41 protein-coding genes and 1 pseudogene are annotated in these 23,099 nt (G+C 47.8%); 3 read left to right on the forward strand and 39 right to left on the reverse strand.

Translation table 11 applies throughout. The features are described 5' to 3' along the window. Nucleotides 1–4: 4 nt before the first annotated feature. From rpsK to LQE92_RS04815, 30 genes are all read right to left on the reverse strand, one after another. A complete protein-coding gene (gene rpsK, locus LQE92_RS04670; protein WP_087221165.1) occupies nucleotides 5–406 on the reverse strand; it encodes a 30S ribosomal protein S11 in 402 nt (133 codons plus the stop codon). Between the two features lie 80 nt (nucleotides 407–486). After that, nucleotides 487–858 (reverse strand): 30S ribosomal protein S13, encoded by a 372-nt coding sequence (gene rpsM / locus LQE92_RS04675; protein ID WP_147595150.1) that lies wholly within the window; start codon nucleotides 856–858, stop codon nucleotides 487–489. Nucleotides 859–1,006: 148 nt separating this feature from the next. Then, nucleotides 1,007–1,120 carry a 50S ribosomal protein L36 gene (gene rpmJ / locus LQE92_RS04680; RefSeq protein ID WP_022088561.1) on the reverse strand — a complete coding sequence of 38 codons (114 nt, stop codon included), beginning with the start codon at nucleotides 1,118–1,120 and terminating at the stop codon, nucleotides 1,007–1,009. 91 nt (nucleotides 1,121–1,211) lie between these two features. Further along, nucleotides 1,212–1,430 carry a translation initiation factor IF-1 gene (infA, locus tag LQE92_RS04685; RefSeq protein WP_147595151.1) on the reverse strand — a complete coding sequence of 73 codons (219 nt, stop codon included), beginning with the start codon at nucleotides 1,428–1,430 and terminating at the stop codon, nucleotides 1,212–1,214. An 11-nt stretch (nucleotides 1,431–1,441) separates the two neighbouring features. Next, complete coding sequence (locus LQE92_RS04690) at nucleotides 1,442–1,717, reverse strand: KOW domain-containing RNA-binding protein (protein ID WP_231061821.1); 276 nt, start codon at nucleotides 1,715–1,717, stop codon at nucleotides 1,442–1,444. Nucleotides 1,718–1,729: 12 nt separating this feature from the next. Continuing rightward, nucleotides 1,730–2,479, reverse strand: a complete 750-nt coding sequence (gene map, locus LQE92_RS04695) for a type I methionyl aminopeptidase (RefSeq protein WP_231061822.1) — start codon at nucleotides 2,477–2,479, stop codon at nucleotides 1,730–1,732. 2 nt (nucleotides 2,480–2,481) lie between these two features. Further along, on the reverse strand, nucleotides 2,482–3,126 hold the full coding sequence (locus tag LQE92_RS04700; RefSeq protein ID WP_231061823.1) for an adenylate kinase: 645 nt from the start codon (nucleotides 3,124–3,126) through the stop codon (nucleotides 2,482–2,484). 90 nt (nucleotides 3,127–3,216) lie between these two features. Beyond that, the gene (secY, locus tag LQE92_RS04705; RefSeq protein ID WP_231061824.1) at nucleotides 3,217–4,533 is read right to left on the reverse strand and encodes a preprotein translocase subunit SecY; all 1,317 of its coding nucleotides are present in this window, start codon (nucleotides 4,531–4,533) and stop codon (nucleotides 3,217–3,219) included. A 1-nt stretch (nucleotide 4,534) separates the two neighbouring features. After that, a complete protein-coding gene (rplO, locus tag LQE92_RS04710; RefSeq protein ID WP_231061825.1) occupies nucleotides 4,535–4,975 on the reverse strand; it encodes a 50S ribosomal protein L15 in 441 nt (146 codons plus the stop codon). A gap of 21 nt (nucleotides 4,976–4,996) precedes the next feature. Further along, on the reverse strand, nucleotides 4,997–5,179 hold the full coding sequence (gene rpmD, locus LQE92_RS04715) for a 50S ribosomal protein L30 (RefSeq protein ID WP_147595157.1): 183 nt from the start codon (nucleotides 5,177–5,179) through the stop codon (nucleotides 4,997–4,999). Nucleotides 5,180–5,193: 14 nt separating this feature from the next. Further along, entirely contained in the window at nucleotides 5,194–5,703 is a 510-nt protein-coding gene (gene rpsE, locus LQE92_RS04720) for a 30S ribosomal protein S5 (protein ID WP_231061826.1), read from the reverse strand. A 16-nt stretch (nucleotides 5,704–5,719) separates the two neighbouring features. Next, a complete protein-coding gene (gene rplR / locus LQE92_RS04725; protein ID WP_231061827.1) occupies nucleotides 5,720–6,088 on the reverse strand; it encodes a 50S ribosomal protein L18 in 369 nt (122 codons plus the stop codon). 21 nt (nucleotides 6,089–6,109) lie between these two features. Next, the gene (gene rplF / locus LQE92_RS04730) at nucleotides 6,110–6,652 is read right to left on the reverse strand and encodes a 50S ribosomal protein L6 (RefSeq protein WP_231061828.1); all 543 of its coding nucleotides are present in this window, start codon (nucleotides 6,650–6,652) and stop codon (nucleotides 6,110–6,112) included. A gap of 123 nt (nucleotides 6,653–6,775) precedes the next feature. Continuing rightward, nucleotides 6,776–7,177, reverse strand: a complete 402-nt coding sequence (rpsH, locus tag LQE92_RS04735; RefSeq protein WP_231061829.1) for a 30S ribosomal protein S8 — start codon at nucleotides 7,175–7,177, stop codon at nucleotides 6,776–6,778. A 71-nt stretch (nucleotides 7,178–7,248) separates the two neighbouring features. Then, nucleotides 7,249–7,434: a type Z 30S ribosomal protein S14 gene (locus LQE92_RS04740; protein WP_147595162.1), complete on the reverse strand. Its 186-nt coding sequence runs from the start codon at nucleotides 7,432–7,434 to the stop codon at nucleotides 7,249–7,251. A 16-nt stretch (nucleotides 7,435–7,450) separates the two neighbouring features. Beyond that, complete coding sequence (gene rplE, locus LQE92_RS04745; RefSeq protein ID WP_147595163.1) at nucleotides 7,451–7,990, reverse strand: 50S ribosomal protein L5; 540 nt, start codon at nucleotides 7,988–7,990, stop codon at nucleotides 7,451–7,453. A gap of 20 nt (nucleotides 7,991–8,010) precedes the next feature. Continuing rightward, nucleotides 8,011–8,322, reverse strand: coding sequence for a 50S ribosomal protein L24 (rplX, locus tag LQE92_RS04750; RefSeq protein WP_147595164.1), 312 nt, complete (start codon nucleotides 8,320–8,322; stop codon nucleotides 8,011–8,013). A gap of 14 nt (nucleotides 8,323–8,336) precedes the next feature. Then, a complete protein-coding gene (rplN, locus tag LQE92_RS04755) occupies nucleotides 8,337–8,705 on the reverse strand; it encodes a 50S ribosomal protein L14 (protein WP_147595165.1) in 369 nt (122 codons plus the stop codon). A gap of 30 nt (nucleotides 8,706–8,735) precedes the next feature. Next, nucleotides 8,736–8,990 carry a 30S ribosomal protein S17 gene (rpsQ, locus tag LQE92_RS04760; protein ID WP_408611436.1) on the reverse strand — a complete coding sequence of 85 codons (255 nt, stop codon included), beginning with the start codon at nucleotides 8,988–8,990 and terminating at the stop codon, nucleotides 8,736–8,738. Between the two features lie 29 nt (nucleotides 8,991–9,019). Continuing rightward, nucleotides 9,020–9,223, reverse strand: coding sequence for a 50S ribosomal protein L29 (rpmC, locus tag LQE92_RS04765; RefSeq protein WP_147595167.1), 204 nt, complete (start codon nucleotides 9,221–9,223; stop codon nucleotides 9,020–9,022). Then, a complete protein-coding gene (gene rplP / locus LQE92_RS04770; protein ID WP_231061830.1) occupies nucleotides 9,213–9,650 on the reverse strand; it encodes a 50S ribosomal protein L16 in 438 nt (145 codons plus the stop codon). Before rplP ends, rpmC begins: the two co-directional genes overlap by 11 nt. Next, nucleotides 9,650–10,300 carry a 30S ribosomal protein S3 gene (gene rpsC, locus LQE92_RS04775; protein ID WP_231061831.1) on the reverse strand — a complete coding sequence of 217 codons (651 nt, stop codon included), beginning with the start codon at nucleotides 10,298–10,300 and terminating at the stop codon, nucleotides 9,650–9,652. Before rpsC ends, rplP begins: the two co-directional genes overlap by 1 nt. Before the next feature lie 9 nt (nucleotides 10,301–10,309). After that, complete coding sequence (gene rplV, locus LQE92_RS04780; RefSeq protein ID WP_147595170.1) at nucleotides 10,310–10,696, reverse strand: 50S ribosomal protein L22; 387 nt, start codon at nucleotides 10,694–10,696, stop codon at nucleotides 10,310–10,312. Between the two features lie 28 nt (nucleotides 10,697–10,724). Beyond that, complete coding sequence (rpsS, locus tag LQE92_RS04785; protein WP_147595171.1) at nucleotides 10,725–11,006, reverse strand: 30S ribosomal protein S19; 282 nt, start codon at nucleotides 11,004–11,006, stop codon at nucleotides 10,725–10,727. Between the two features lie 22 nt (nucleotides 11,007–11,028). Continuing rightward, complete coding sequence (gene rplB, locus LQE92_RS04790) at nucleotides 11,029–11,871, reverse strand: 50S ribosomal protein L2 (protein ID WP_147595172.1); 843 nt, start codon at nucleotides 11,869–11,871, stop codon at nucleotides 11,029–11,031. 131 nt (nucleotides 11,872–12,002) lie between these two features. Beyond that, the gene (gene rplW / locus LQE92_RS04795; protein WP_147595173.1) at nucleotides 12,003–12,302 is read right to left on the reverse strand and encodes a 50S ribosomal protein L23; all 300 of its coding nucleotides are present in this window, start codon (nucleotides 12,300–12,302) and stop codon (nucleotides 12,003–12,005) included. Then, a complete protein-coding gene (gene rplD / locus LQE92_RS04800) occupies nucleotides 12,302–12,922 on the reverse strand; it encodes a 50S ribosomal protein L4 (RefSeq protein ID WP_231061832.1) in 621 nt (206 codons plus the stop codon). Before rplD ends, rplW begins: the two co-directional genes overlap by 1 nt. A gap of 30 nt (nucleotides 12,923–12,952) precedes the next feature. Further along, nucleotides 12,953–13,585, reverse strand: coding sequence for a 50S ribosomal protein L3 (gene rplC, locus LQE92_RS04805; RefSeq protein ID WP_231061833.1), 633 nt, complete (start codon nucleotides 13,583–13,585; stop codon nucleotides 12,953–12,955). Nucleotides 13,586–13,723: 138 nt separating this feature from the next. Then, nucleotides 13,724–14,041, reverse strand: coding sequence for a 30S ribosomal protein S10 (rpsJ, locus tag LQE92_RS04810; protein ID WP_231061834.1), 318 nt, complete (start codon nucleotides 14,039–14,041; stop codon nucleotides 13,724–13,726). A 426-nt stretch (nucleotides 14,042–14,467) separates the two neighbouring features. After that, on the reverse strand, nucleotides 14,468–14,656 hold the full coding sequence (locus LQE92_RS04815; RefSeq protein ID WP_231061835.1) for a hypothetical protein: 189 nt from the start codon (nucleotides 14,654–14,656) through the stop codon (nucleotides 14,468–14,470). Here LQE92_RS04815 and LQE92_RS04820 point away from each other — a divergent pair. Beyond that, entirely contained in the window at nucleotides 14,646–15,017 is a 372-nt protein-coding gene (locus LQE92_RS04820; RefSeq protein ID WP_231061836.1) for a hypothetical protein, read from the forward strand. The two genes, LQE92_RS04815 and LQE92_RS04820, sit on opposite strands and share 11 nt — an antisense overlap. 29 nt (nucleotides 15,018–15,046) lie before the next feature. Here the strand turns inward: LQE92_RS04820 and LQE92_RS04825 are convergent, their stop codons facing one another. Beyond that, nucleotides 15,047–15,511: a chromate transporter gene (locus tag LQE92_RS04825; protein WP_231061837.1), complete on the reverse strand. Its 465-nt coding sequence runs from the start codon at nucleotides 15,509–15,511 to the stop codon at nucleotides 15,047–15,049. On the opposite strand from LQE92_RS04825, the gene LQE92_RS04830 reads away from it, so the two are divergent. Then, nucleotides 15,510–15,692, forward strand: coding sequence for an AbrB/MazE/SpoVT family DNA-binding domain-containing protein (locus LQE92_RS04830; RefSeq protein WP_231061838.1), 183 nt, complete (start codon nucleotides 15,510–15,512; stop codon nucleotides 15,690–15,692). The genes LQE92_RS04825 and LQE92_RS04830 overlap by 2 nt on opposite strands. 257 nt (nucleotides 15,693–15,949) lie before the next feature. Here the strand turns inward: LQE92_RS04830 and LQE92_RS14635 are convergent, their stop codons facing one another. The 6 genes and pseudogenes from LQE92_RS14635 to LQE92_RS04860 all read right to left on the reverse strand — a co-directional run bounded on the left by LQE92_RS14635 (nucleotide 15,950) and on the right by LQE92_RS04860 (nucleotide 20,114). Next, nucleotides 15,950–16,156 carry a MobA/MobL family protein gene (locus tag LQE92_RS14635; RefSeq protein ID WP_334301387.1) on the reverse strand — a complete coding sequence of 69 codons (207 nt, stop codon included), beginning with the start codon at nucleotides 16,154–16,156 and terminating at the stop codon, nucleotides 15,950–15,952. Nucleotides 16,157–16,407: 251 nt separating this feature from the next. Then, complete coding sequence (locus tag LQE92_RS04840; protein ID WP_231061839.1) at nucleotides 16,408–16,779, reverse strand: metal-dependent transcriptional regulator; 372 nt, start codon at nucleotides 16,777–16,779, stop codon at nucleotides 16,408–16,410. Continuing rightward, nucleotides 16,776–17,180: pseudogene (locus tag LQE92_RS04845) on the reverse strand (ATP-binding cassette domain-containing protein); the annotation flags it as partial. The gene LQE92_RS04840 and the pseudogene LQE92_RS04845, both read right to left, overlap by 4 nt. 127 nt (nucleotides 17,181–17,307) lie before the next feature. Continuing rightward, nucleotides 17,308–18,774: an ABC transporter ATP-binding protein gene (locus tag LQE92_RS04850; RefSeq protein ID WP_231061840.1), complete on the reverse strand. Its 1,467-nt coding sequence runs from the start codon at nucleotides 18,772–18,774 to the stop codon at nucleotides 17,308–17,310. Between the two features lie 15 nt (nucleotides 18,775–18,789). Continuing rightward, entirely contained in the window at nucleotides 18,790–19,530 is a 741-nt protein-coding gene (locus tag LQE92_RS04855) for an energy-coupling factor transporter transmembrane component T (protein WP_231061841.1), read from the reverse strand. Then, nucleotides 19,530–20,114 carry an MptD family putative ECF transporter S component gene (locus tag LQE92_RS04860; RefSeq protein WP_231061842.1) on the reverse strand — a complete coding sequence of 195 codons (585 nt, stop codon included), beginning with the start codon at nucleotides 20,112–20,114 and terminating at the stop codon, nucleotides 19,530–19,532. Before LQE92_RS04860 ends, LQE92_RS04855 begins: the two co-directional genes overlap by 1 nt. Nucleotides 20,115–20,305: 191 nt before the next feature. On the opposite strand from LQE92_RS04860, the gene LQE92_RS04865 reads away from it, so the two are divergent. Beyond that, complete coding sequence (locus tag LQE92_RS04865) at nucleotides 20,306–21,298, forward strand: helix-turn-helix domain-containing protein (protein WP_231061843.1); 993 nt, start codon at nucleotides 20,306–20,308, stop codon at nucleotides 21,296–21,298. A gap of 58 nt (nucleotides 21,299–21,356) precedes the next feature. Here LQE92_RS04865 and LQE92_RS04870 read toward each other — a convergent pair whose 3' ends face one another. Then, nucleotides 21,357–21,536 (reverse strand): TnpV protein, encoded by a 180-nt coding sequence (locus tag LQE92_RS04870; protein ID WP_331001234.1) that lies wholly within the window; start codon nucleotides 21,534–21,536, stop codon nucleotides 21,357–21,359. 237 nt (nucleotides 21,537–21,773) lie between these two features. Then, nucleotides 21,774–22,700, reverse strand: coding sequence for a hypothetical protein (locus LQE92_RS04875; RefSeq protein ID WP_231061844.1), 927 nt, complete (start codon nucleotides 22,698–22,700; stop codon nucleotides 21,774–21,776). Nucleotides 22,701–23,099 lie beyond the last annotated feature (399 nt).

Raw genomic sequence — 23,099 nt, forward strand, 5'->3', positions numbered from 1 at the left:
CTAATTAAACTCTTCTACGTTTGGGTGGACGGCATCCATTATGGGGAACCGGGGTTACGTCTTTGATACTGGTTACTTCCAGACCGCATGCCTGCAGTGCACGGATAGCAGCCTCACGACCTGATCCGGGGCCCTTTACCATTACGTCAACGGACTTCAATCCATGTACCAGTGCTGCCTTCGTAGCAGTTTCTGCAGCCATCTGCGCTGCATATGGAGTAGATTTCCTTGAACCTCTAAATCCCAGACCGCCTGCACTAGCCCATGACAGAGCATTGCCCTGTGTATCTGTTAACGTTACGATGGTATTGTTAAAAGATGACTGGATGTGCGCTTGTCCGCGTTCAACGTTTTTCTTAACACGCTTTTTTGTCACTTTCTTTGCAGTGGACACTTTTTTAGCCATTTTAAACTAACCTACTTTCTTTTACTTGTTTACCTGTTACTTAATCAATGCAGTATAAATACGCATTGTCAGCAGCCTGCTTATTTCTTCTTGTTCGCTACTGTCTTCCTGGGACCTTTTCTGGTCCTGGCGTTTGTCTTGGTCTTCTGACCGCGAACGGGCAGACCTCTCCTATGACGGATGCCTCTGTAACAGCCAATCTCCTGTAATCTCTTGATATTCATCGCCACTTCACGGCGGAGATCACCTTCTACCAACTGGTGATCTGCCTCGATGGCGGATGAGATCCTCTTGACTTCTTCATCAGTCAGGTCTCTCACACGAGTATCAGGGTTTACATTGGCTTCTTTTAAGAGGCGGCTGGCACTAGTCCTACCAATCCCATAGATATAAGTCAATCCGATTTCAACGCGCTTTTCTCTTGGTAAATCGACACCTGAAATACGAGCCATGTGTGTATTACACCTCCATTGTTATTCTCATTACTGTTTCCATTTTTATTTAATCATTATGAACAACCCTGCCGGGTGTGTTCATAATGCAGCCGCATGATTTTAGTGGGTATACCGACACCGCAAATTAAAAACCTGCACTCCCGTGTCAGCCCTGACGCTGTTTATGCTTCGGATTCTCACAAATAACCCTGACGCTGCCTTTTCTTTTAATAACCTTGCATTTCTCACAAATCGGTTTAACAGATGATCTTACTTTCACAGGTTTACTCTCCTTTCACAAAAAAGTCCGCATATCATTATAACACCTACCCCTATTAAAAGCAAGCGCAAATATGGGAATTTTTCCAATGTCACTTATCTCTCCAGATAATCCTTCCCTTGGACAGGTCATAAGGAGACAGTTCCAAAGTAACTTTATCACCCGGCAAGATCCTGATGTAGTTCATACGAAGCTTACCGCTGATATGTGCCAGTACCTGATGTCCGTTTTCCAGTTCAACCTGAAACATGGCATTGGGCAGTTTTTCAACTACGGTTCCTTCAATTTCAATAACGTCACTCTTTGACATCCCGTTACCTCCTACTTGGTGGGGACCTTGGCCTGATACAGCTTTATGGCCCGCTTCACGTCTTCATTCCTAACCGGCTTTCCGCCCCTTATAAGTTCTGCCAGCCGCTCATCCTGTGCATGAATAAACTGCAGATGCTTTTCCTTCTTCGGTTTGGCTTTTTCCAAAGTTCTTAACCTTCCATCGGCCAGCAGGTATTTTCCCTCCCGGTATCCGATGACGGCATACAGCTTTCCTTTGTCATGACCGGCTTTTGAAATGGCGAATCCGCCTGTTTCCTTCCTCATGTCCGACACCGCCTACAGGGAAAGGATCTCCGGCTCCCCTTCGGTGATGAGAATCGTATTCTCATAATGAGCCGACAGAGAACCGTCTTCCGTGACTACGGTCCAGTCATCATCCGTCCAGGCCACATCGAAACGGCCGATATTGACCATCGGTTCAATGGCCAAAGTCATACCGGGCCTGAGCTTTATGCCCCTTCTGCCCGTATCGAAATTGGGAATCTCCGGCGCCTCATGCATTTCAGTCCCGATGCCGTGTCCTACCAAGTCGCGGACAACGCCAAAGCCGAACTGTTCACAATACTTCTGCACCGCAGTTCCGATATCGTTAATGTGATACCCGGGTCTGGCATATTTGATTCCTTCAAAGAAGCTCTGCTTCGTCACCTCAATGAGCTTTGACGCCTCTTCGCTGATCTCTCCTACGCCGTAGGTTCTGGCTGCATCTGACTGATAGCCCTTGTATATCAGCCCCGTGTCGAGGCTGACAATATCACCTTCGTGGATCACCCTGCTTCTGGTCGGGATCCCATGAACGACTTCATCGTTGACGGATACACATACTGATGCGGGAAAACCGTTGTAATTCAGGAAAGACGGAACGCATCCGTAGCTTCTGATGATCTCTTCACAGATGCGGTCAACTTCCTTCGTTGTCATTCCCGCGTGGAGCGCTTTTTCAAGTTCTACATGGGTTTTGGCAAGGAGCCGCCCGGCTTCCCTCATCAGTTCGATCTCTCTTTCTGATTTGATGGTAACTGCCATTGCTATTCTCCTAATATTCTGCAGATATCCGCGAAGACATCTTCCATATCCTCAGTGCCGTCCACTTCCGCCAGGCAGCCCTTCCGGCTGTAATACTCCATAAGAGGCTGGGTCTGTTCATGGTACACGGCAAGACGTTTTGATACGGTCTCCGGCTTGTCGTCATCTCTCAGGATGAGCACCTCTCCGCATCTGTCACAGATTCCCTCTTTCGCAGCAGGAGCATGAACGATGTGATACGTTGCTCCGCAGCCCGCGCAGGCCCGCCTTCCGGACATCCGGCGGACGATATGATCATCCGGTACTTCCACATTGATGGCATAGTCAATCCTCTGCCCCATGGAAGTGAGCACTGCATCCAGGTTTTCCGCCTGGGGAATAGTCCTCGGGAATCCGTCCAATACATAGCCGTTTTCACAATCCGGCTGTTTTACTCTGTCAGCGACCAGGTCGACCACCAGTTCATCCGGAACGAGCGCGCCCTGATCCATAAAAGCTTTCGCTTTTTTTCCAAGCTCCGTGCCGTTTTTAATGTTGGCCCGGAAGATATCACCCGTGGATATATGCGGAATCCGGTACCGGTCGGCAATTTTCTTCGCCTGTGTCCCTTTTCCTGCCCCAGGTGCTCCTAACATAATAAGTCTCATATCATTTCCCTCCGACAACAGGACTCCGGCACCTTTGCAGTCTGCCGGAAGCTATACTGCAGCGGGAACATTCCCGCTGCGGCATACGGATTAGTCGCTCAGGAAGCCCTTGTAGTATCTCACTAGCATCAGGGATTCCACCTGCTTCAGTGTTTCAAGGATGACACCCACGATAATGATGATGGATGTGCCTCCGAAGGACAGCTGGCCGATGTTGAAAAGGCCGGAGAACAGAATCGGGATGATAGCCACGACCGTGAGGCCGACAGCACCAATGAATACAATATAGTTAAGGATCCTGTTCAGATAGTCCGACGTAGGACGTCCCGGGCGGATGCCTGGAACAAAACCACCCTGCTTCTTCATGTTGTCCGCAATCTCAATCGGATTGAAGGTGATTGAGGTATAAAAATATGCAAAAGCAACGATCAATAGAATATAAACGATCATGCCGATGCTTAAAATCGGGTCAGAGGGCCTGCACCAGTTGGAGGAGCTGAGTCCCAAAAGGATCCTGCCGCCAAAGGTAGAGTAGTCCACTGTGAAAAACTGTGCAATGACCACCGGGAAAGACATGAGGGAAGAAGCGAAGATCACCGGAATCACGCCGGCCGTATTCACTTTCATCGGAATGTTGCTGGACTGTCCGCCTACGAACTTCCGTCCCTGCATCTTCTTGGCGTACTGCACTGGAATTCTTCTTTCCCCGCCCTGGAGCATGACCACAAAAGCCACCATGGCCAGAATGACAATCAGGATGATGACTGCGGAAAGCGCCGCTTTCGCCACAGATGTTCCTGACATGAACCGCTCATAAAGTGCGGCAAAGTCATCCGGCAGCCCGGACAGGATATTGATCAGGAGGATAATGGAAATGCCGTTTCCAATCCCTCTTTCTGTTATTCTTTCTCCCAGCCACATGAGCATCGCACTGCCGGCCGTCATGGTCACGATAACGACAATGACATTATACCAGTTATAGTCGAGAATCAGGCCGGAGCGTCCAAATCCGATCGCCATGGCGGTGGACTCGATAAGCGCGAGGCCGACCGTCACGTATCTCGTGATCTTGGCTATGAACTTTCTTCCTTCTTCGCCTTCCTTCTGCATCTCTTCCAGCTTCGGAATTGCAATGGTAAGGAGCTGGATGATGATGGAGGATGTAATATAAGGAGTAATGCTCAGTGCAAATACAGAGAGTTTCGTAAATGAGCCGCCGGTCATGGCGTCAAAAAAGTTGAATGCCGTGCCGGACTGGCTTGCAAACCAATCGGCAAAGTATGCCGTGTTAACACCCGGAACTGGCAGATGAGCGCCAATTCTCACTACAATTAAAATGAAGAATGTGTAAAGGATCCTCTTTCTGACTTCTTTTATTTTAAATGCATTCTGGAGTGTCTTCCACATATCAGATCACCTCTGCATTTCCACCAGCAGCTTCAATTTTTGCTTTTGCACCTTCACTAAATGCGTTCACCTTAACCGTAAGCTTTTTGGTTAACTCGCCGTTACCGAGAATCTTAACGCCGTCTCTGGGGTTCTTCACAATGCCGCACTCAATTAAGGTCTCAACCGTAACGACCGCATCGTTGTCGAATCTCTCAAGGGCTTCTACGTTAATGCCCACGATCACTTTTGTATTCCTGTTTGTGAAGCCTCTCTTAGGAAGTCTTCTATATAAAGGCATCTGACCGCCTTCAAAACCAGGCCTGGGAGCTCCGGAACGTGCCTTCTGGCCTTTGTGTCCCTTACCTGCTGTCTTGCCATTGCCTGAACCGTGTCCACGGCCTCTTCTGAAAGCGTCGCTGTGCTTGGAGCCTTCAGCGGGTCTTAAATTTGATAATTCCATCTTGTGCACCTCCTCCTGGAACTAGATTTCTTCTACTTTCACCAAGTGCCTTACATGCCAGATCATGCCTCTGACAGCCTCATTATCCGGAAGCTCGACCGTCTTGTTCAGCTTTCTTAAACCAAGAGCTTCAACAGTCTTTTTATGCTTCGGAACAGCACCAATGGTAGATTTCACCAGTGTAACTTTTAATTTCTCCGCCATTTCAGTTTCCTCCTTTAGCCAATTAACTCTTCAACAGATTTGCCGCGGTTCTTGGCAACCTCTTCCGGAGTCTTTAAGCTCTTCAGGCCGGCCAGTGTAGCGAGAACGACGTTCTGCTTGTTGTTGGACCCAAGAGATTTTGTTCTGATATTCTTGATTCCTGCCATCTCCAGTACGTTACGCGCAGGACCGCCTGCGATAACGCCGGTACCTTCAGGAGCTCTCTTCAGCAGTACAGATGCGCTGCCAAATTTACCGATGAAATCATGAGGGATGCTCTTGTTCACGTCTACGGGAACCTCGATCATGTTCTTAACTGCATCTTCTTTGCCTTTACGGATAGCTTCCGGAATCTCCGTAGCTTTTCCCATGCCTGCACCTACATGACCATTACCGTCTCCGACAACGACCAAAGCGGTAAAACGCATGTTACGTCCACCTTTAACGGTTTTGGACACACGTTTGATCGCAACTACTTTATCTGACAGCTCTAACTGACTGGCATCAATAATTGTACGTTTCATGTGTTCTCCTCCTCGATTAGAATTCCAGACCAGCTTCACGAGCTGCATCTGCCAACGCCTGAACTTTGCCCTGATAAATGAATCCTCCTCTGTCGAATACGACAGCGGTGATACCCTTTTCCAGCGCTTTCTTTGCGATAACGGTTCCCAGGTGAGCGGCAGCTTCCACATTATTCGTCTTAGTGAGCTCAGCCTTCACATCCTTCTGCAAAGTAGATGCTGATACTAAAGTATTACCAACCGTATCATCGATAATCTGAGCGTACATATGATTATTGCTTCTAAACACAGCCAGACGCGGTCTCTCAGCGGTTCCACTGAAACGATTGCGGATTTTTCTATGTTTATTACGACGGACTTCCGTTCTTGATTCCTTGCTAATCATTTTTGTCACTCCTCCTATTTATTATTTTTTACCGGTCTTGCCAACTTTACGTCTGATCACTTCATCAGCATACTTGATACCCTTGCCCTTATAAGGTTCAGGACGTCTCTTATCCCTGATTTCAGCAGCGTATTGGCCAACTTTTTCTTTATCGATACCCTTTACGATGATTTTGTTCTGGCCGTCTACGGTAGACTCCAGACCTTCGGGATCTTCCATTTCAACCGGATGGGAGTAGCCCAGTGACAAAACAAGCTTCTTGCCCTGCTTCTGCGCCTTGTAACCAACACCGTTTACTTCAAGAACTTTTTCATATCCTTCGGTAACACCGTGCACCATGTTGGCGAGCAGGCTTCTGGTCAAACCATGTAAAGATTTCATTTTCTTCAGATCATTCGGTCTTGCTACAACGATATTGCTGTCTTCCAGCTTAATTTCCATCTCTGTGGGAAGGACTCTCTCCAGAGTTCCTTTCGGTCCCTTTACTACTACTTTATTATTTTCTGCAATATCGACTGTTACTCCAGCCGGTACCGCGATTGGCATTCTTCCTATACGTGACATGCCCGTACCTCCTTTATTATGGTTAATAGTTTCCGTTAATCGCGCGAGCAGACAGCCTGGATAAGCTGTTCACTCTTCACTATTAACTTAACTTCGGCTTACATCCGCCAAGCGCCCGCATTCTTACCAGATAAATGCTAACACTTCGCCGCCGACGTTCATCTCTCTCGCTTCTTTATCTGTCAGAACACCTTTATTGGTGGAGATGATCGCGATTCCGAGACCGCCCAATACCTTGGGAAGCTCTCCTCTTCCTGCATAAACACGCAGACCGGGCTTGGAAATCCTCTTCAGGCCGGTGATAATTCTTTCGCTCTTGTCCTTGCCATATTTCAGTGTGGCGCGGATGGTCTTGAAACCACCGTCCTCTACGAGGTCATACTTTGCAAGGTATCCTTCTTTCACCAAAATATCGGCAATCGCCACTTTCATTTTTGATGCAGGGATATCTACTGTATCGTGCTTTGCAGTATTTGCATTACGGATTCTAGTAAGCATATCTGCAATGGGATCGCTCATAGTCATTTTAATTTGCCTCCTTATTTAAATTTGCATCACTTGTATCTGGAGCATAAGCCTCGCCAAGTGTGGGATATTTACCAGCTTGCTTTTTTCACTCCGGGAATCTGTCCTTTATATGCTAATTCACGGAAACAAATTCTGCAAATTCCGTATTTTCTCAGATATGCATGCGGACGGCCGCAGATTCTGCAGCGGCTGTACTCTCTTGAGGAGAACTTTGCCGGTCTCTGCTGTTTAATCTTCATTGAAGTTTTTGCCATTGGATCTTCCTCCTACTTATTTAGAAAACGGCATATTGAATAATGTCAAAAGTTCACGAGCTTCCTCATCCGTTTTTGCCGTAGTAACAAAAATGATATCCATACCTCTTACTTTATCGACCTTGTCATATTCAATCTCAGGGAAAATCAGCTGCTCCTTGATGCCAAGCGCAAAGTTTCCCCTGCCGTCAAACGCGTTGGGGTTCACACCGCGGAAGTCACGCACACGGGGCAGTGCCAGATTCACAAGGCGGTCAACGAATTCATACATCCTCTCGCCTCTCAAGGTCACCTTGCAGCCGATGGGCATGCCTTCTCTGATCTTGAAGTTTGCTATGGACTTCTTTGCCTTTGTTAATACAGCTTTCTGACCTGCGATCGTTTCCATATCTTTAACGGCTGAATCAAGGATCTTGGCATTTTCCTTTGCCTCGCCTATGCCCATGTTGATCACGACTTTTTCAAGCTTAGGAATCTCCATGACGTTTTTATAGCCGAACTTCTTCATCATTGCGTCCTTGATCTCACCTGTGTATAACTCTTTTAATCTACTCAATTTCCTGACCTCCTTTCTGATTAGTCTATCACTTCACCGGTTGACTTCGCAACGCGGACCTTTTTGCCGTCTTTTACGTCAAAACCGACTCTGGTTGCTTTGCCATTGTGAAGGTACATAACGTTGGAAGCATCGATTGATCCCTCCATGTTGACGATTCCGCCCTGCTGATTCTGCGCGCTGGGCTTGGTGTGCTTTGTGAGCATGTTCACACCTTCCACAACCACACGGTTGTTCTTTCTGTCAACGCTGATGACCTTGCCTTCTTTGTCTTTATCTTTACCGGCGATAACCTTAACCATATCGCCTTTCTTAATTTTCATGGTCGCCATTCCCCTGCACCTCCTTATAATACTTCGGGAGCCAGGGAGACAATCTTCATGAACTGTTTCTCTCTGAGCTCTCTTGCAACAGGTCCAAAGATACGGGTACCTCTGGGGGTCTTGTCATCTCTGATGATGACGGCAGCATTTTCATCGAATCTGATATAAGAACCGTCTTTACGGCGGGTGCTGTTCACGGTACGTACCACTACAGCCTTGACTACATCACCCTTCTTTACAACACCGCCAGGTGTTGCATCTTTAACCGTAGCAACGATAACATCGCCAATACTTGCATATCTTCTGGTGGAACCGCCCATTACACGGATGCAGAGGAGTTCTTTGGCACCAGTGTTGTCAGCCACCTTCAGTCTGGTTTCTTGCTGAATCATGATAACTCTCCTTTCAGTCGGATCAAAAGCTTATTTTGCTTTATTGATAATCTCGACAAGTCTCCATCTCTTATCCTTGGATAAAGGTCTCGTTTCCATAACCTTTACTGTATCGCCGACCGTGCACTCATTCTTCTCGTCATGTGCTTTCAGCTTATAAGTTCTTTTCACGATTTTGCCGTATAAAGGATGTTTTACATGGTCCTCGATCGCAACAACAACTGTCTTGTCCATTTTGTCGCTGACAACCTTGCCGGTACGGGTCTTTCTTAAATTTCTTTCCACGGATGGTTCTCCTTTCATAGCGCTTATGACTATTCAGCAGCCTTCGCGGTAATCACGGTCTGAATCCTGGCGATGTTCTTGCGAACCTCTTTGATTCTGCTTGTGTTATCCAGCTGGTTGGTTGCATTCTGAAATCTCAGGTTAAAAAGTTCCTTCTTAGCAGCTACTAATTCTTCGTTTAATTCTGCAGCTGATTTTGTCCTCAAATCTTCTACATACTTATTAATTTTCACTGTTATCACCGCCTTCTAAGTCTGCGCGAGAAACAATTTTACATTTTACTGGCAGCTTATGCATAGCAAGACGTAATGCTTCTCTGGCTGTTTCCTCTGGTATGCCTGCGATCTCGAACATCACACGGCCGGGCTTGACAACTGCCACCCAGTATTCCAGCGAGCCTTTACCAGAACCCATACGGGTTTCAGCCGGTTTCGTAGTTACGGGCTTATCGGGGAAGATTTTAATCCAAACTTGACCGCCACGCTTGATATATCTGGTCATGGCCACACGGGCAGCCTCGATCTGATTGGACTTGATCCAAGCGGGCTCCATAGCTACAAGGCCATATTCACCATTGCTGATTTTATTTCCTCTCATGGCTTTTCCCGCCATGCTTCCGCGGAATTGCTTACGACGTTTAACTCTTTTAGGCATTAACATTATTTAGCTCCCCCTTCCTTTTTAGCTGGAAGAACCTCACCTTTGTAGATCCATACCTTTACGCCAACCTTGCCGTAGGTAGTATTTGCTTCGGCGAAACCATAATCGATGTCGGCTCTCAGGGTCTGCAGCGGAATCGTACCGTCGCTGTAGAACTCTGTACGCGCCATATCTGCGCCGCCCACGCGTCCGGATACGGAGGTCTTGATGCCGAGAGCTCCTCCCTTCATGGTCCTGCCCATGGTGGACTTCATGGCACGTCTGAAGGAAATACGGTTCTCGAGCTGAAGTGCAATGCTCTCAGCCACCAGCTGCGCATCTTTGTCAGGTCTCTTTACTTCTTTGATATCGATAAAAAGCTTCTTGGAGGTCATTTTCTGAACCTGAGCTTTCAGCTTCTCAATCTCAGATCCGCCCCTGCCGATTACGATACCGGGCTTTGCTGTATAAATAATCACTTTTAAGCGGTCGGATGCTCTCTCGATCTCGATCCTGGAAACGCCCGCGCTGTATAATCTCTTTTTCAGGTAAGTCCTGATCTTGTAGTCTTCTACCAGATTGTCGGCAAAATCAGCTTCCGCATACCATTTGGAGTCCCAATCCTTGATAATTCCGACTCTCAAGCCATGAGGATTTACTTTCTGTCCCATAATGCCCTCCTATCTTTCATTCAGCACAACAGTAATGTGGCTCATTCTCTTTTCGATCCTGTAAGCCCTTCCCTGTGCTCTCGGTTTGATTCTCTTCATTGTCGGCCCCTTGTTCGCGTAGCATTCCTCCACGTAAAGCTTTTCAGGGTTCATGCCATTGTTGTTCTCAGCGTTTGCGATTGCCGATTTCAGTAATTTCTCTATTAAAGTAGAAGCATATCTGGGATTGTAGGTAACAATACCGAGTGCAGTCTGCACATCCTTGCCTCTGATGGCGTCCAATACAAAGCATGCTTTCTGAACAGATACTCTAGCATAGGATAACTTTGCTGAAGGTCTGGTATCTTTGTTCTCATTTCTCTGTCTTTTAATTTGACTTCTGTGTCCCTTAGCCATGGATAAAACCTCCTTTCTCTATTCCCGATTAACGCTTGCCGGTCTTCTTCTCGTCCTTGCCGTGGCCTCTGTAGGTTCTGGTAGCAACGAATTCGCCAAGCTTATGGCCTACCATATCCTCGGTAACGTATACCGGAACATGTTTTCTGCCGTCGTGAACTGCAATTGTATGTCCAACCATCTGCGGAAAGATAGTGGAGCGGCGGGACCAGGTCTTGATAACCTGCTTCTGTCCTGCGGCGTTCATCGCATCTACCTTCTTTAATAAATGGTCATCTGCAAATGGTCCTTTTTTCAGTGAGCGAGCCATTGGTTTACCTCCTTCTTATCGATTACTTAATGGTCTTGCCATCGCGTCTTCTTACGATTAACTTATTGGATTTCTTATTCTTCTTCCTGGTCTTCAGACCCAGAGCAGGCTTGCCCCAAGGAGTGCTGGGACCGGGACGTCCGATACCTGCTTTTCCTTCACCACCGCCATGGGGATGGTCGTTGGGGTTCATGACAGAACCGCGGACTGTAGGACGGATGCCCATGTTGCGCTTACGTCCCGCTTTACCAATGTTAATCAGGGAATGGTCGCCGTTTCCTACAACGCCGATCGTTGCACGGCAGATAATGGGCACCATTCTCATTTCGCCTGAAGGAAGTCTTAAGGTGGCATATTTGCCTTCCTTAGCCATCAGCTGTGCGCTGACACCAGCCGAACGGACCATCTGTCCGCCTGCTCCGGGGTACAGCTCAATGTTGTGCACCTGAGTACCGATCGGGATGTCTTTCAGTTCAAGGCAGTTGCCGACTTTTGCTTCAGCCGTCTCTCCGCTCATGACTTTCATGCCGTCCTTCAGCCCTTCGGGTGCCAGGATATATGCTTTCTCGCCGTCTGCATAGCAGATAAGGGCGATGTTTGCGCTTCTGTTGGGATCATATTCAATACCGATAACGGTTGCAGGAATACCATCTTTCTTCCTCTTGAAGTCGATGATCCTGTATTTCCTTCTGGAACCGCCTCCGCGGTGCCTCACTGTGATCTTGCCCTGGTTGTTCCGGCCGGAATTCTTATTCAGAGAAACCACTAAGGCTTTCTCCGGTGTGCTCTTTGTGATTTCAGAGAAATCAGAGCCGGTCATATTTCGTCTGGAAGGTGTATAGGGATTGTATGTCTTAATTCCCATTTCCTTACTCCTTTCTACTGTACAACTCTGTCGAGTGTGTTTTGTTATCACGGCATAATATTCGCCGTATAGTTTAATGACGCCGCCTCACGGGGCGTATATCTTCGCTGGCGCTCGCCAACCGCCAAGTCTTATAGGCCCTCGAAGATTTCGATGTCTGCGCTGTCTTCAGTCAGCTTCACGATCGCCTTCTTGGTAGCAGCGGTCTTGCCTACATCCTTGCCTCTCCTGCGCTCTTTGCCGACACAATTCATGGTATTCACAGAAGCCACTTTTACGCCTGCGAACATTTTCTGAACCGCTTCTTTGATCATGCTCTTGTTGGCATCCACATGCACCAGGAACGTGTACTTCTTTTCAGACATCTGGTTCATGGTCTTTTCTGTGACTACCGGTTTCAGGATTACGTCATAGTACTTAATATCAGCCATTATGCGTACACCTCCTCAATCGCAGCAACAGCAGCCTTTGTGGTGATGACTGTGTTGTATTTCAAAATATCGTATACATTGATGGCGGATGTGAGGGCCGTCTTCACGCCTTCGATGTTCCTCGCGGACATCATGACATTTTCATCCTTCTGATCCATGACCACCAGCGCCTTATTTACCTTCAGGCTGTCAAGAACGTTCTTCATTGCCTTTGTCTTGATCGCTTCAAGCTTAAGTTCATCCAATACGATGAACTTGTTCTCAGCGACTCTGGAAGTAAGAGCGGACTTCAGTGCAAGTCTTCTCTCCTTCTTGTTCAGTTTGATCGTATAATCCCTGGGCTTCACAGCAAATACTACTCCGCCGCCGGTCCACTGGGGCGCTCTCGTCGAACCCTGTCTTGCGTGACCGGTCCCCTTCTGCCTCCAGGGCTTCCTTCCGCCGCCGCTCACTTCGGAACGTGTTTTGGCGCTCTGTGTTCCCTGACGCTTATTTGCAAGCTGGCTGACTACAGCCATGTGTACCAGGTGCTCATTTACTTTCACACCGAACACGGCATCGCTGAGTTCCAAGGTGCCAACTTCTTTGCCTTCCATATTGTAAACAGATACGTTTGCCATCTGTGTGTTCCTCCTTTCCGTGTAAAAACATTAAACTGCTTTTACAGTTTCCTTGATCGTTACCAGACATTTCCTGGGTCCGGGCACCGCGCCCTTTACCAGCAGAATATTATTTTCCGCATCAACTCTGACCACTTCCAGATTCTGAATGGTGATTCTCTTGTTACCCATCTGGCCGGGCATCTTCTTGCCCTTGAATACCTTGCTGGGATCTGATGCCGATCCGTTGGAGCCGGCATGGCGGTGGAATTTGGAACCGTGGGCCATAGGTCCTCTGTGCTGGCCGTGACGTTTGATCGCGCCCTGGAAACCTTTACCTTTGGAAACCGCAGTAGCGTCGATCTTATCTCCGGCCGCAAAAATGTCCGCCTTGATCTCATCCGCCACTTTATAGTCTGCTGCGTTCTCGAATTTGAACTCTCTTACATATCTCTTATAGGACACGCCCGCTTTTTCAAACTGTCCCTTCAGGGGCTTGCTCACAAGCTTCTCTCTCTTGTCGCCGAACCCTACCTGAACGGCCGCATAGCCGTCATTTTCAACTGTCTTCACCTGTGTGACCACGCAGGGTCCAGCCTGAAGCACGGTTACCGGAATAAGTGCGCCGTCTTCTGCGAAGATCTGGGTCATCCCGACTTTTGTCGCTAAAATCGCTTTCTTCATTCTTTTACCTCCTGTTAATCTACAGCGGATTACCACATGGGCAATCATCCTAGAACAGTCAGATATAAGTGGAACATAAACTTTTACGTTACTTCTATATCGTCAACCGATTCCGGACTTTTTCCTTTTCCTTTTTGCTTACTTCGTCTTCATCTTAATGTCGATGTAAACACCGGCAGGCATTTCCAATCTGGAAAGAGCATCAACGGTCTTCTGAGTGGGCGCCGTGATGTCGATGAGTCTCTTGTGAGTCCTCTGTTCGAACTGCTCTCTGGAATCCTTGTACTTGTGTACAGCACGGAGAATAGTAATTACTTCCTTCTTCGTGGGCAGCGGCACAGGTCCGCTCACCTGAGATCCGGTTTTCTTTACAGTTTCGATGATCTTTCCAGCGGACTGATCCACCATCTGATGGTCATAAGCCTTCAACGTGATTCTCATTACTTGACTTGCCATAAAAAAAGTCGCCTCCTTTTCGCACTTTTCAATCTAAGTACGACAAGCGGTGACTGTACACTCTCCCGTGTGTATCGCAAAACCACACACGTCATTTCTACGTCTATGTTGTAGATGATTTAATCTGTACAGTGACTTGTCGCCAGTTTCCTAACTTGACATTCGCTCCACGGAAAACCTGCCACAGTGGGCAGCAACCTCTCGCTTCATCGCTATCATGCCACAGCAAATAACATTATACATGAATGATATGGAAAATGCAAGAAAAATTTTATATTCTTTTTGTGGATACAAAATACTTTTTGGAATCATTTATAGTTAGCTCCGATCAAGTTCCGTTTAAACACCGGCAGAAGTTCCAGGCCGTCACGATTTCGGTTCGCTGGCGATGCAGGGGCCGCTTTATCCCCGCTCCGGCAGTACCGCTCACATGTCGGCAGGAAATCCTGATGATTTCCCGTCTCCTGTTCGCTCAGAAACGGAATCGGTATTTCCGTTTCTGCCTCCCTCCGCCTGGGGGAACATCGGCCGCTGCCCTGCGGCGCTCTCCTTTAGGCCGGCCCGGAATCGTTCTGCCGATTTTCTGTCTGCCGCACTGTTATGAATGTTTTCCATTTTCCTGATTCCAGAAAAGGATCGGATATCCACAGGGCCCGCACGCCTTACGGCGGCGGGCCGCGGTGGCCGCCCCAATGGCTTTCACAACAAACAAAAGCTTATTTCGGTGCGGGAAGAGGAGCAGGAGGAACGATCCGCTTCCATCGTAAGGGGAGCGCTGCAAAGGCGTTGGCAGGATCTTCCCGGCCGGAGGGAGGCAAAAATTGCATATCATGCGGATTTTTGTTGGAATCTGACATGGAAAAATATCGATTTATCCATGTCAGTTGGAAAGGACCGACCGAAGGCCGCAAAGATGCTGGTTACGGCTGCCAGCGACCCGCCTGGATGGAAGCGGACTTCCTCCTGTCCCCTCTGATTTGCAAAGATAAGTTTGTTTGAAAGTATTCAAAGGTATATCATAATTTCTGCCGCACCGCACAGGATCATGACCAGAATCGGATTCCACCTGAGCTTCCGCAAAGCAATGAGGGCGGCAATAAAATATATTGCCATCCGCATGGTGACCGCTCCCTCCGCAAAAAAAGCTGTCCGGAGAATCGTGACGCCCGCCTTGGCTATCATCGCCACCACCACAGGACGGACGCCGCTCAAAACGCTCTGCATGACTGTCTGACTGCGATATCGGTTATACAAAAAAGCCAGTCCCGTCACAAAAATACAGGAAGGGAGGACGCAGCCCCCAGTGGCACAAACAGCTCCAAAAACGCCTCCCATCTGTGTTCCTACAAAAGCAGCGGCGTTGACTGTAATAGGCCCCGGCGTCATCTCGGCAATAGTGACCAAATCCGCAAAAATTCCGGCGGAAAGCCAAGAGTGGCGGACGATTACCTGCTCCTCAATAAAAGGCATGGCAAAGGGACAGGTCACGATCCCAAAAGATGTTCGGGAAGTTCTCGGTGTAGCAAGCGGCGACAGAATTACATTCGTGGTGGATGGCAACACAGTTCGTATTGTTAATTCCGTGGTCTACGCCATGCAAATGCTTCAACAGGAAATGGCCGGAGAAACAGAATGCACCGGATTGGATTAGGAAGATGATATGATGGCGCTTGTCAAAGAATGACGGAACGAGGATGAAACGGATTTTCAACAAAAAATTCCCGCACTGGCTGGCCGCTCTGGATAAGTTCCTTTCGGTAGCTCTGCTGCCTTTGGAATTAGTCCCGGTTCCAACAGATGAAAACGCATCAGAAACACAAATCAGAGATGTAATTGACCGTCCTATCCTTCGGGCGGCGATTGAGGCAAAGGCCGGGCACGCAGGCCTTGATTTCCTTCAGCAGTTTATTATCTGCGGCAATCTGGCGGTTGACTTCCCCTTTGTCGGTTTTGATACCGCACATCTCCATCTGGCTGGCCGCTGGCCCAAATGGACAGAGGGGATTTATCCATTCCGCGCCGTTTATAGCTGCGGTGGTCTACCAGCGCCGGTTGACCGGCAGCCTCTAATGCCTGGTTGGTAAAGGCCGCCCACTCCGCCCGCCAGATTTTCATATTTCCTTTGTCGTTCCAGTCGGCGGTGTCCTCCCGGTAGTTCTTCCAGCCGCCTTTGCCGTCCGGGGCGACTCTCTCCTAAAGCCGCTGTATTAGATCAGGTGGGTGGCAGTTTATAGCAAAAACGGCGGCTTTGATGTCAAAACCGCCGTAAGGGTAAAACCCCGAAATGAGCGCACGAAAAGCATCTGCCCCGGCAACGTTTTTTCTTTCCCCGTCGGACGGGGTAGGATAGCTTCAATGTATTCGGTTTACTCTTGTTCCTGTGCGGCTGCCTTTTTTAGCCGGGTATAACTCTCGTTGCTAATAACGTGTTCGATCCGGCAGGCGTCGGCCTCTGCTGTTTTAGGATCAACGCCTGCGGCGATAAGCTGCTCGGTAAAAAAGCAATGCCGCTCGTAGATTCCTTCGGCAACCTCCCGGCCCACATCGGTCAGATGGAGAAAATGATCCTCGTCCATCGTGATAAAACCGCCGTCTTTCAGGATATTGACCGCATGGCATACACTGGGCTTAGATACCTCCATACGTCGGGCAACATCCACGGAGCGTACCATACCGAGTTTCTTTTGAAGAACAAGAATGGTTTCCAGATAGTCCTCCCCGGACGCATAAAGTTTCATGTGTGTCTCCTTTCCTGTTCCAGTTTCCAGCCAATCGCCTCCTGTTTCGCAGATACAAAGTCGGCATACAGCCCTTTCTGCCGGATTAGCTCCTCATGGGTACCGCACTAGACAATTTGAGCGTTATTCAGCACAAGTATCTGGTCTGCATTTCAAACCGTTTTCAGCCGATGGGCAATCATAAGGATGATCTTGTCACGGGTCAGCGCCTCGATAGCCTGCTGCAATTCATCCTCGTTCTCCGGGTCAACACTGCTGGTAGCCTCGTCCAAAATAATGATAATCGCGTTTTTCATCATAGCGCGGGCAATAGCGATCCGCTGGCATTTCCCGCCGGAAAGCTGGGAACCGCTCTGTTTTGCCGCCTGCTCTGCCTCAGCGTCTGTGACGTTTGGTTTTCCCATATTGCAGGCACTTATGGTTTTCTGGTTTTCCCGCTTTGGCCACGCTCTCCCATTTGACAGACCACATCTAAGATTGCAAGAACAATACTGCCGATGAATTTCCTATGCTAGGTCTTCTTTCATTTTACAGGCACCCCCTTAGAAAAAAGCTCCATATTTTTTCAAGGCCAGACGCATCCATTTGGAATTGGTCAAGGATGGAACCGTTCTCAAAGTGGACAATATCCGTACAGCATTCCAAGATCAACTCAAGGTCATGGGTAATGACATATACGGTAATACCTGTATTCCTGACTTGACGCAGGACGTTTGCGACCTCTTTCATGTGCTTATAATCAAGACCGCTGGTGGGCTCATCAAAAAATAAAATGGAACGCTTAGAAGCGATTGCCGAGGCAATCGCAACCCGCTGTTTTTGCCCGCCTGAGAGGGACATAGGGTGTCTGTCTTTAATGTCACCCAAATCTAGGCTGGAAAGGATTTCCTCTGCCCACTCTTGATTTTCATCCTCCATACTGATTCGAACTTCGTCTAATACCGTTTCTGTAAAAAGCTGATGATTGACTTCCTGCATCACCATATAGCAGGTATTTAATCTGTCTTTCGGCCGATAAGTTCTGCCATTCCAGATAACCTCACCGCACCGCTTTTCTAAACCGCAAAAGCACCTGGAAAAAGTAGACTTCCCAGCTCCGTTATTTCCAATAATCCCTACAATGCGGTTTGCCGGAATTTTATCTTTACTAATGTGAAGTGTTTCCGGTTCATTTTTGTAGGCGAAACAGAAGTTGTGAAGCTCCATTTGTTTCCCAGTCTGTGGTGATGTTTCAGGCGGCAGCAAATCTTCAAGAATAAAGGTACGAAGTCCCATATCGGCTCTTTGCCGCTCTGTCAGTTGCTCAAACTCTGCCGCAGAGTAATCCTTTTCCACCTGCCCGGCGGTAATATAGATAAAGCAATCCGCAAGGCCGCGCAGATAGTAAAGCCGATGTTCTGACACGATAATTGTTTTCCCCTGCGACTTCCAAAATGCAAGTGTGGCTCTCAAATCGAGAATAGAGGAAGCGTCAAGGTTGGAGGATGGTTCATCCATAACAAGTACGTCAGGCTCCATGATCGATACACCAGCACAGGCAATTTTCTGCTTCTCTCCGCCGGAGAGGTGGAAAATATTGCGGCCCATCAACTTCTCCAAGCGAAAATTCCGTACAGTCTTTTCTAATCGTTCCCGAATACCTTGCTTCGGCTGACCGAGGTTTTCACATCCGAATGTAATTTCGCTGGTCGTATCCACATTAAAAAATTGAGAACGTGGATTTTGAAATACACTGCCAACGGTTTTCGCTGTATCATAAAGAGGCTGTTCTGAAATCTTCGCCCCATTCACCCACACTTCTCCATTCATTTTACCTTCGTAGTAGTGCGGAATCAGGCCGTTAATCAGGCGGGTAATTGTCGTTTTCCCACAGCCACTTTCGCCGCAAAGCACGATAAATTGTCCATCCTCTATGTTCAGGTTTATATCCTGAACACCACCGGCGCTCTCGTTTTCTTCCCCATAAGAGAAAGTCACATGGTCAATCCGTATCACAGGCTCGCCCCCCTTTCAAAAAATAATTTGCTTCTGAAACAGAAATAAGATAAAGCAGAGGATACAGAATATGGTGGCAAACACATCTTGAAAACGGAAACCAATCTGACATACATTCGTGCGTCTGACGGGAGCACCAAGCCCCCGTGTCAACGCAGCGGCAGAAAGTTCGTCACCAATCTTTACAACAGATACCATCAAGGGAACAAGCCTATATTCCATCATCAGCAAAGGATTTTTCCCGCCGAAGCGGATGCCCCGCATTTTCATAGCATCCTGAATCGCCTGATATTCTTCGCTGATTGTGGGAAAAAAGCGAAAAATCACAGACATAGGGATGACAATTTTTTCTGTGACGTGCATACGCTCCGCTGCGCCGATAAACTCACTGACCGAAGTTGATGAAATCAGCCAGGCTCCGGTCATGATGCCAGGCGCAAACCGTGTCATAATGGATGTAACTGCCAGCACGAGGAAAGAGAGCAAGCCGCTTAAAACTGTAAGCGCGATCCGTTCCAATACAAAACAGACCGCATATAACAACAAATACTTTCCTGCCGCTCTGAAACGACGCTCTGATAAAATCAGCACAAAGGGGACAAGGCTTAAACAAGGCTTTACGATGTTCATAATCCCTTCATTGCTGGTGCTGAACATCAATGTTGTAATCGTCAACAACAGGAAGAGCTTTGTGCGGGGATCAAGCAATATTCTTTTTCCCTTTTCAGTTGTTTCCGAGAATGATACCCCATTCATTACACAATTCCCGCTTTGGAAAAATGCTTTTTCAGAAGTGCCTTACCTAACAGGCCGCCTAAAATCGCAAAAACAAAAATTCCTACAATTACCAGAATAATGCTCCACATGGGCATCACTGCCATTACTTTGTCAGCGTATTCCTCACCGAAGCTGGCTGCAAAACTGGCCCAGGAGTCCTCTACCATGAAATACATGGGAATATATGTACCGACCATCCAAAGGCTGAATACCGCATAACCGATCAGGCTCCTTTTGGCACTTTTATATCCGCCGGATTTCAAAAGCAGATCACCCAGCAAGCCAAAGACTGCGCCCATTGGCACACCCCAAAATCCCATGCCGGTCAATCCCATCAGCAGGCCGCTTAAAATTCCCATGATTGTAACCATGCCGAATTTCTTTACTCTTGTCAAAAACAGCATGAAAGGGATTCCAGTAATCAAAGACCACAGGGCGCCGAGAATCGGCAAAAAGATGGGCACAAATCCAATAGGAATGGCAACACAGCAGCCAATCACGAAGTAGAGGACGGTAAATAGTCCGAGGTTAATCAAATCCTTTGCTTGTAACTTGTTTCTCATAACGAATACCTCCATTCATTTCTTAGTTAGTATTTTCTAACCTGTTTATAAGATAGCACAGCTAGTCATGGCTCTCTACAACCAATCAGCTTTTTAGCTCCAAACAGCAACGAGTTTTTCTATTGACTGACTTCTGCTGCAATTCTATAATTAAAATTAAAGTTCAGAAAATCGAGTAACAGGAGCGGGTAATGAAGATTGATGATATTATAAGAAAATGTATTGAAGTACCTGGAATCTCTATAAAGCGAAGCAATTTCAGCGCAGAGCTGCTCATGAAAACAAAAGAAGGAAAAGGATCAATGACCTTTTTCCCCCTTTTTCCAGGACTTACTCTTGCGTATATCTTTGTAAATTCGCAGGCTTGGGCAGCGCCCAATATCCGTAAAGATAGCTCCATTGAAAAAGGCCCTTTGCTCTTAAATTATTGTGTGACCGGGCGCTGTGAGCTTATCTTGAATAACGAAAATTTTGTTTATGTAAAAGACGGAGAAATCTCTCTGACAGAGCGTTTTGCCAGGAAACAATATGTCTATCCTCGCCGCATTTATGAGGGAATGGAATTTTTCGTTGATATTGATACACTGACAGCACAAAGCGCATGGGTACGAAAAGAATTTGACATTGATTTCCGCAAAATTATTGACATTTTTTGTCCCAATGGCAATACCTATATTTCAACGGTTACTCCTGAAGTCGAAGAAATACTGACAAGACTTTGGAGCCTTTTTGATGTTTCAATTCCATTTTCAATCTCACAAATGAAGGTTTATGCCCTGGCACTGTTTTCATTGCTGCAAAGCCTCCACGATATTCCCTCATCACAAGCCTGCACATTCTTCACAGAAACACAGGTAGACATTGCAAAGCGGGTAGAAAAAATTATCACGTCCAATCTGCGCCAGCATCATCCAGCGTGGGAATTAGCGGCACGATTTTCTGTCAGCGAAACCAGCTTGAAAAATTATTTTCGGGGTGTTTTTGGACAAAATATTTCTGTTTATCTGCGGGAAGTCAGAATGAAAAAGGCTGCGGAACTACTTGTTACCACAAGATTATCTGTGGCAGGGGTGGCAGAACAAGTTGGCTATGTGAACCAAAGTAAATTTGCCGCCGTATTCAAAAAACAATTTTCTCTGTCTCCACTGGAATACCGGCGGTCAAAGAATTTGGAAAATAGATAAAGCAAAAGCTGGGATTTGTTGCTTGATGGCAAAATGCCGGCTCCACTTATACTCTCAATCAAGTGTAGACCAATTCTTGAAGTATCAATTCCTCAATCTGCGCTTTCAGCGAGTTCATCAGCCTCATCCATTTCATGGGACTACGGGCTTTCAGTTCCTTGGCAACTCCCGCCGTCTCCATCATGCGGGGCAGCATGGCGTCTATGTGTTCCTGTGCTGCCCGGTCAGCTTCAGACAAGTGTGGGTGTTCCTTCAGGTAACACTAGTCAGTTCAGACCGTCGGCGCTATCCGAGCCATGGAACGATTTAAAAGCACCTCAAGGCAGCTGTCTAGAATTAACCCGCCTGCTCTTCGATCGGATCGACTCGGCAAAAAATATCGGCCGGAAACCAGCTCCTCAAAGGCTGGTGCTCCGACCGTCTATAAAGTTAAAAACTTCCATATCCAGTTTAGACTGACTGAACCTTTTCACAGTCACCGGCCGCTTATGAGCCGGCTCCTCAGATTCAGGATACTGATGGTGACGCAGAGGGTGGCCCCCATGCTCAGCGCGTTCTGCAGAATAGGCATGAGATCCGGGTTCACCGCCCTGTTCAGTCCTCCGACTCCTGAAAGAATGCTCAGAAGATCCGCGCCCACTACGATAAAATTCATCACGATCAGGAACATGGACAGCTTTTTATCCGGCCATCCGGTCCGGCAGATATGGGCGACCACATTTCCTGTCCTGATTGCTTTGGCCAGATATGCCACCGCCAATCCGACGACCGCCAGGCAGATCAATGTCACCAGTACCAGGACAAGCCCCATGACCGCTTCGCTGCCCTCAATGTACCGGCGGCCAAAGTAATAATAAAGATATCCATTCCAATCTGCTCCTCCGATGCCGGCCGCCACTGCTGCCATGATCACCACGATCAGGGCTCCTCCAATGATGATGACGACCATGTTGGCGACCATTCCTCCCTTCGCCAGAGAGAGCCCGCTTGTCTTCGAAACGCCTTCGCCCCTGCTGCTCCCGTAAAACATCCACATGCCGGCGCAGATGAGGATTCCCGGAACCATCAAGATAAGCGACAGCACAATGGCCATACCGGAAAAAATTCCAGAATCGATCATCCCGGCCTGCTTCGCCGTATTCACGTAGACGCTCCCGTTTCCCATAACACTTTGAAACAACCCGATCAGCAATGCTGCCGAATAGAGAATCACTCCCGCCAAAAAACACGGGGAGCTCCCGCAGTCCTTCACAGCCCTCTGGTTCGGAGTCATATTCCATCCTGTGTAGTTTTGGCCCCCGGCCGGATTTTGATATCCCTGCCAACTCTGATATCCAGGATTGTTTTGATATCCCTGTCCTCCATCCTGCCCCTGATAACTGCTGTTATCATATCCTTCCATACGCCTCACTTCTCCTTTCCGGATCTTATCCCGTCTGTTCTTCTCTGCCGTTTTGTCTTCAGTATACCATAATGCCTGTCGATTTCCTATATGTGAATCTATTCTCCTTTCATCTGTCCGGCCTGCGCCATAGTCAAAGCCGCCCCTGTGCTCAAAACTGCGGCACAAGGACGGCTTTGACTGAAATTTATACTTTTCTGCTGATTTGACTGGATAACAAAATTATTTTCTGGAATCCTGATATGCTTTCCGGAGATTCGACAGAGCCGTCATGGAGCCGTCGATCATATAGGCAGGCTCGCTGCCCACAGATATCATGCTCACACCTTTATCAATCCACATTTTTACGGATTCATAATCATACGCTCCGATGGACACACCGATATGACGGCCCGCCTT

This window comes from Lientehia hominis, from assembly GCF_021044755.1.
Lineage (GTDB): Bacteria > Bacillota > Clostridia > Lachnospirales > Lachnospiraceae > Lientehia > Lientehia hominis.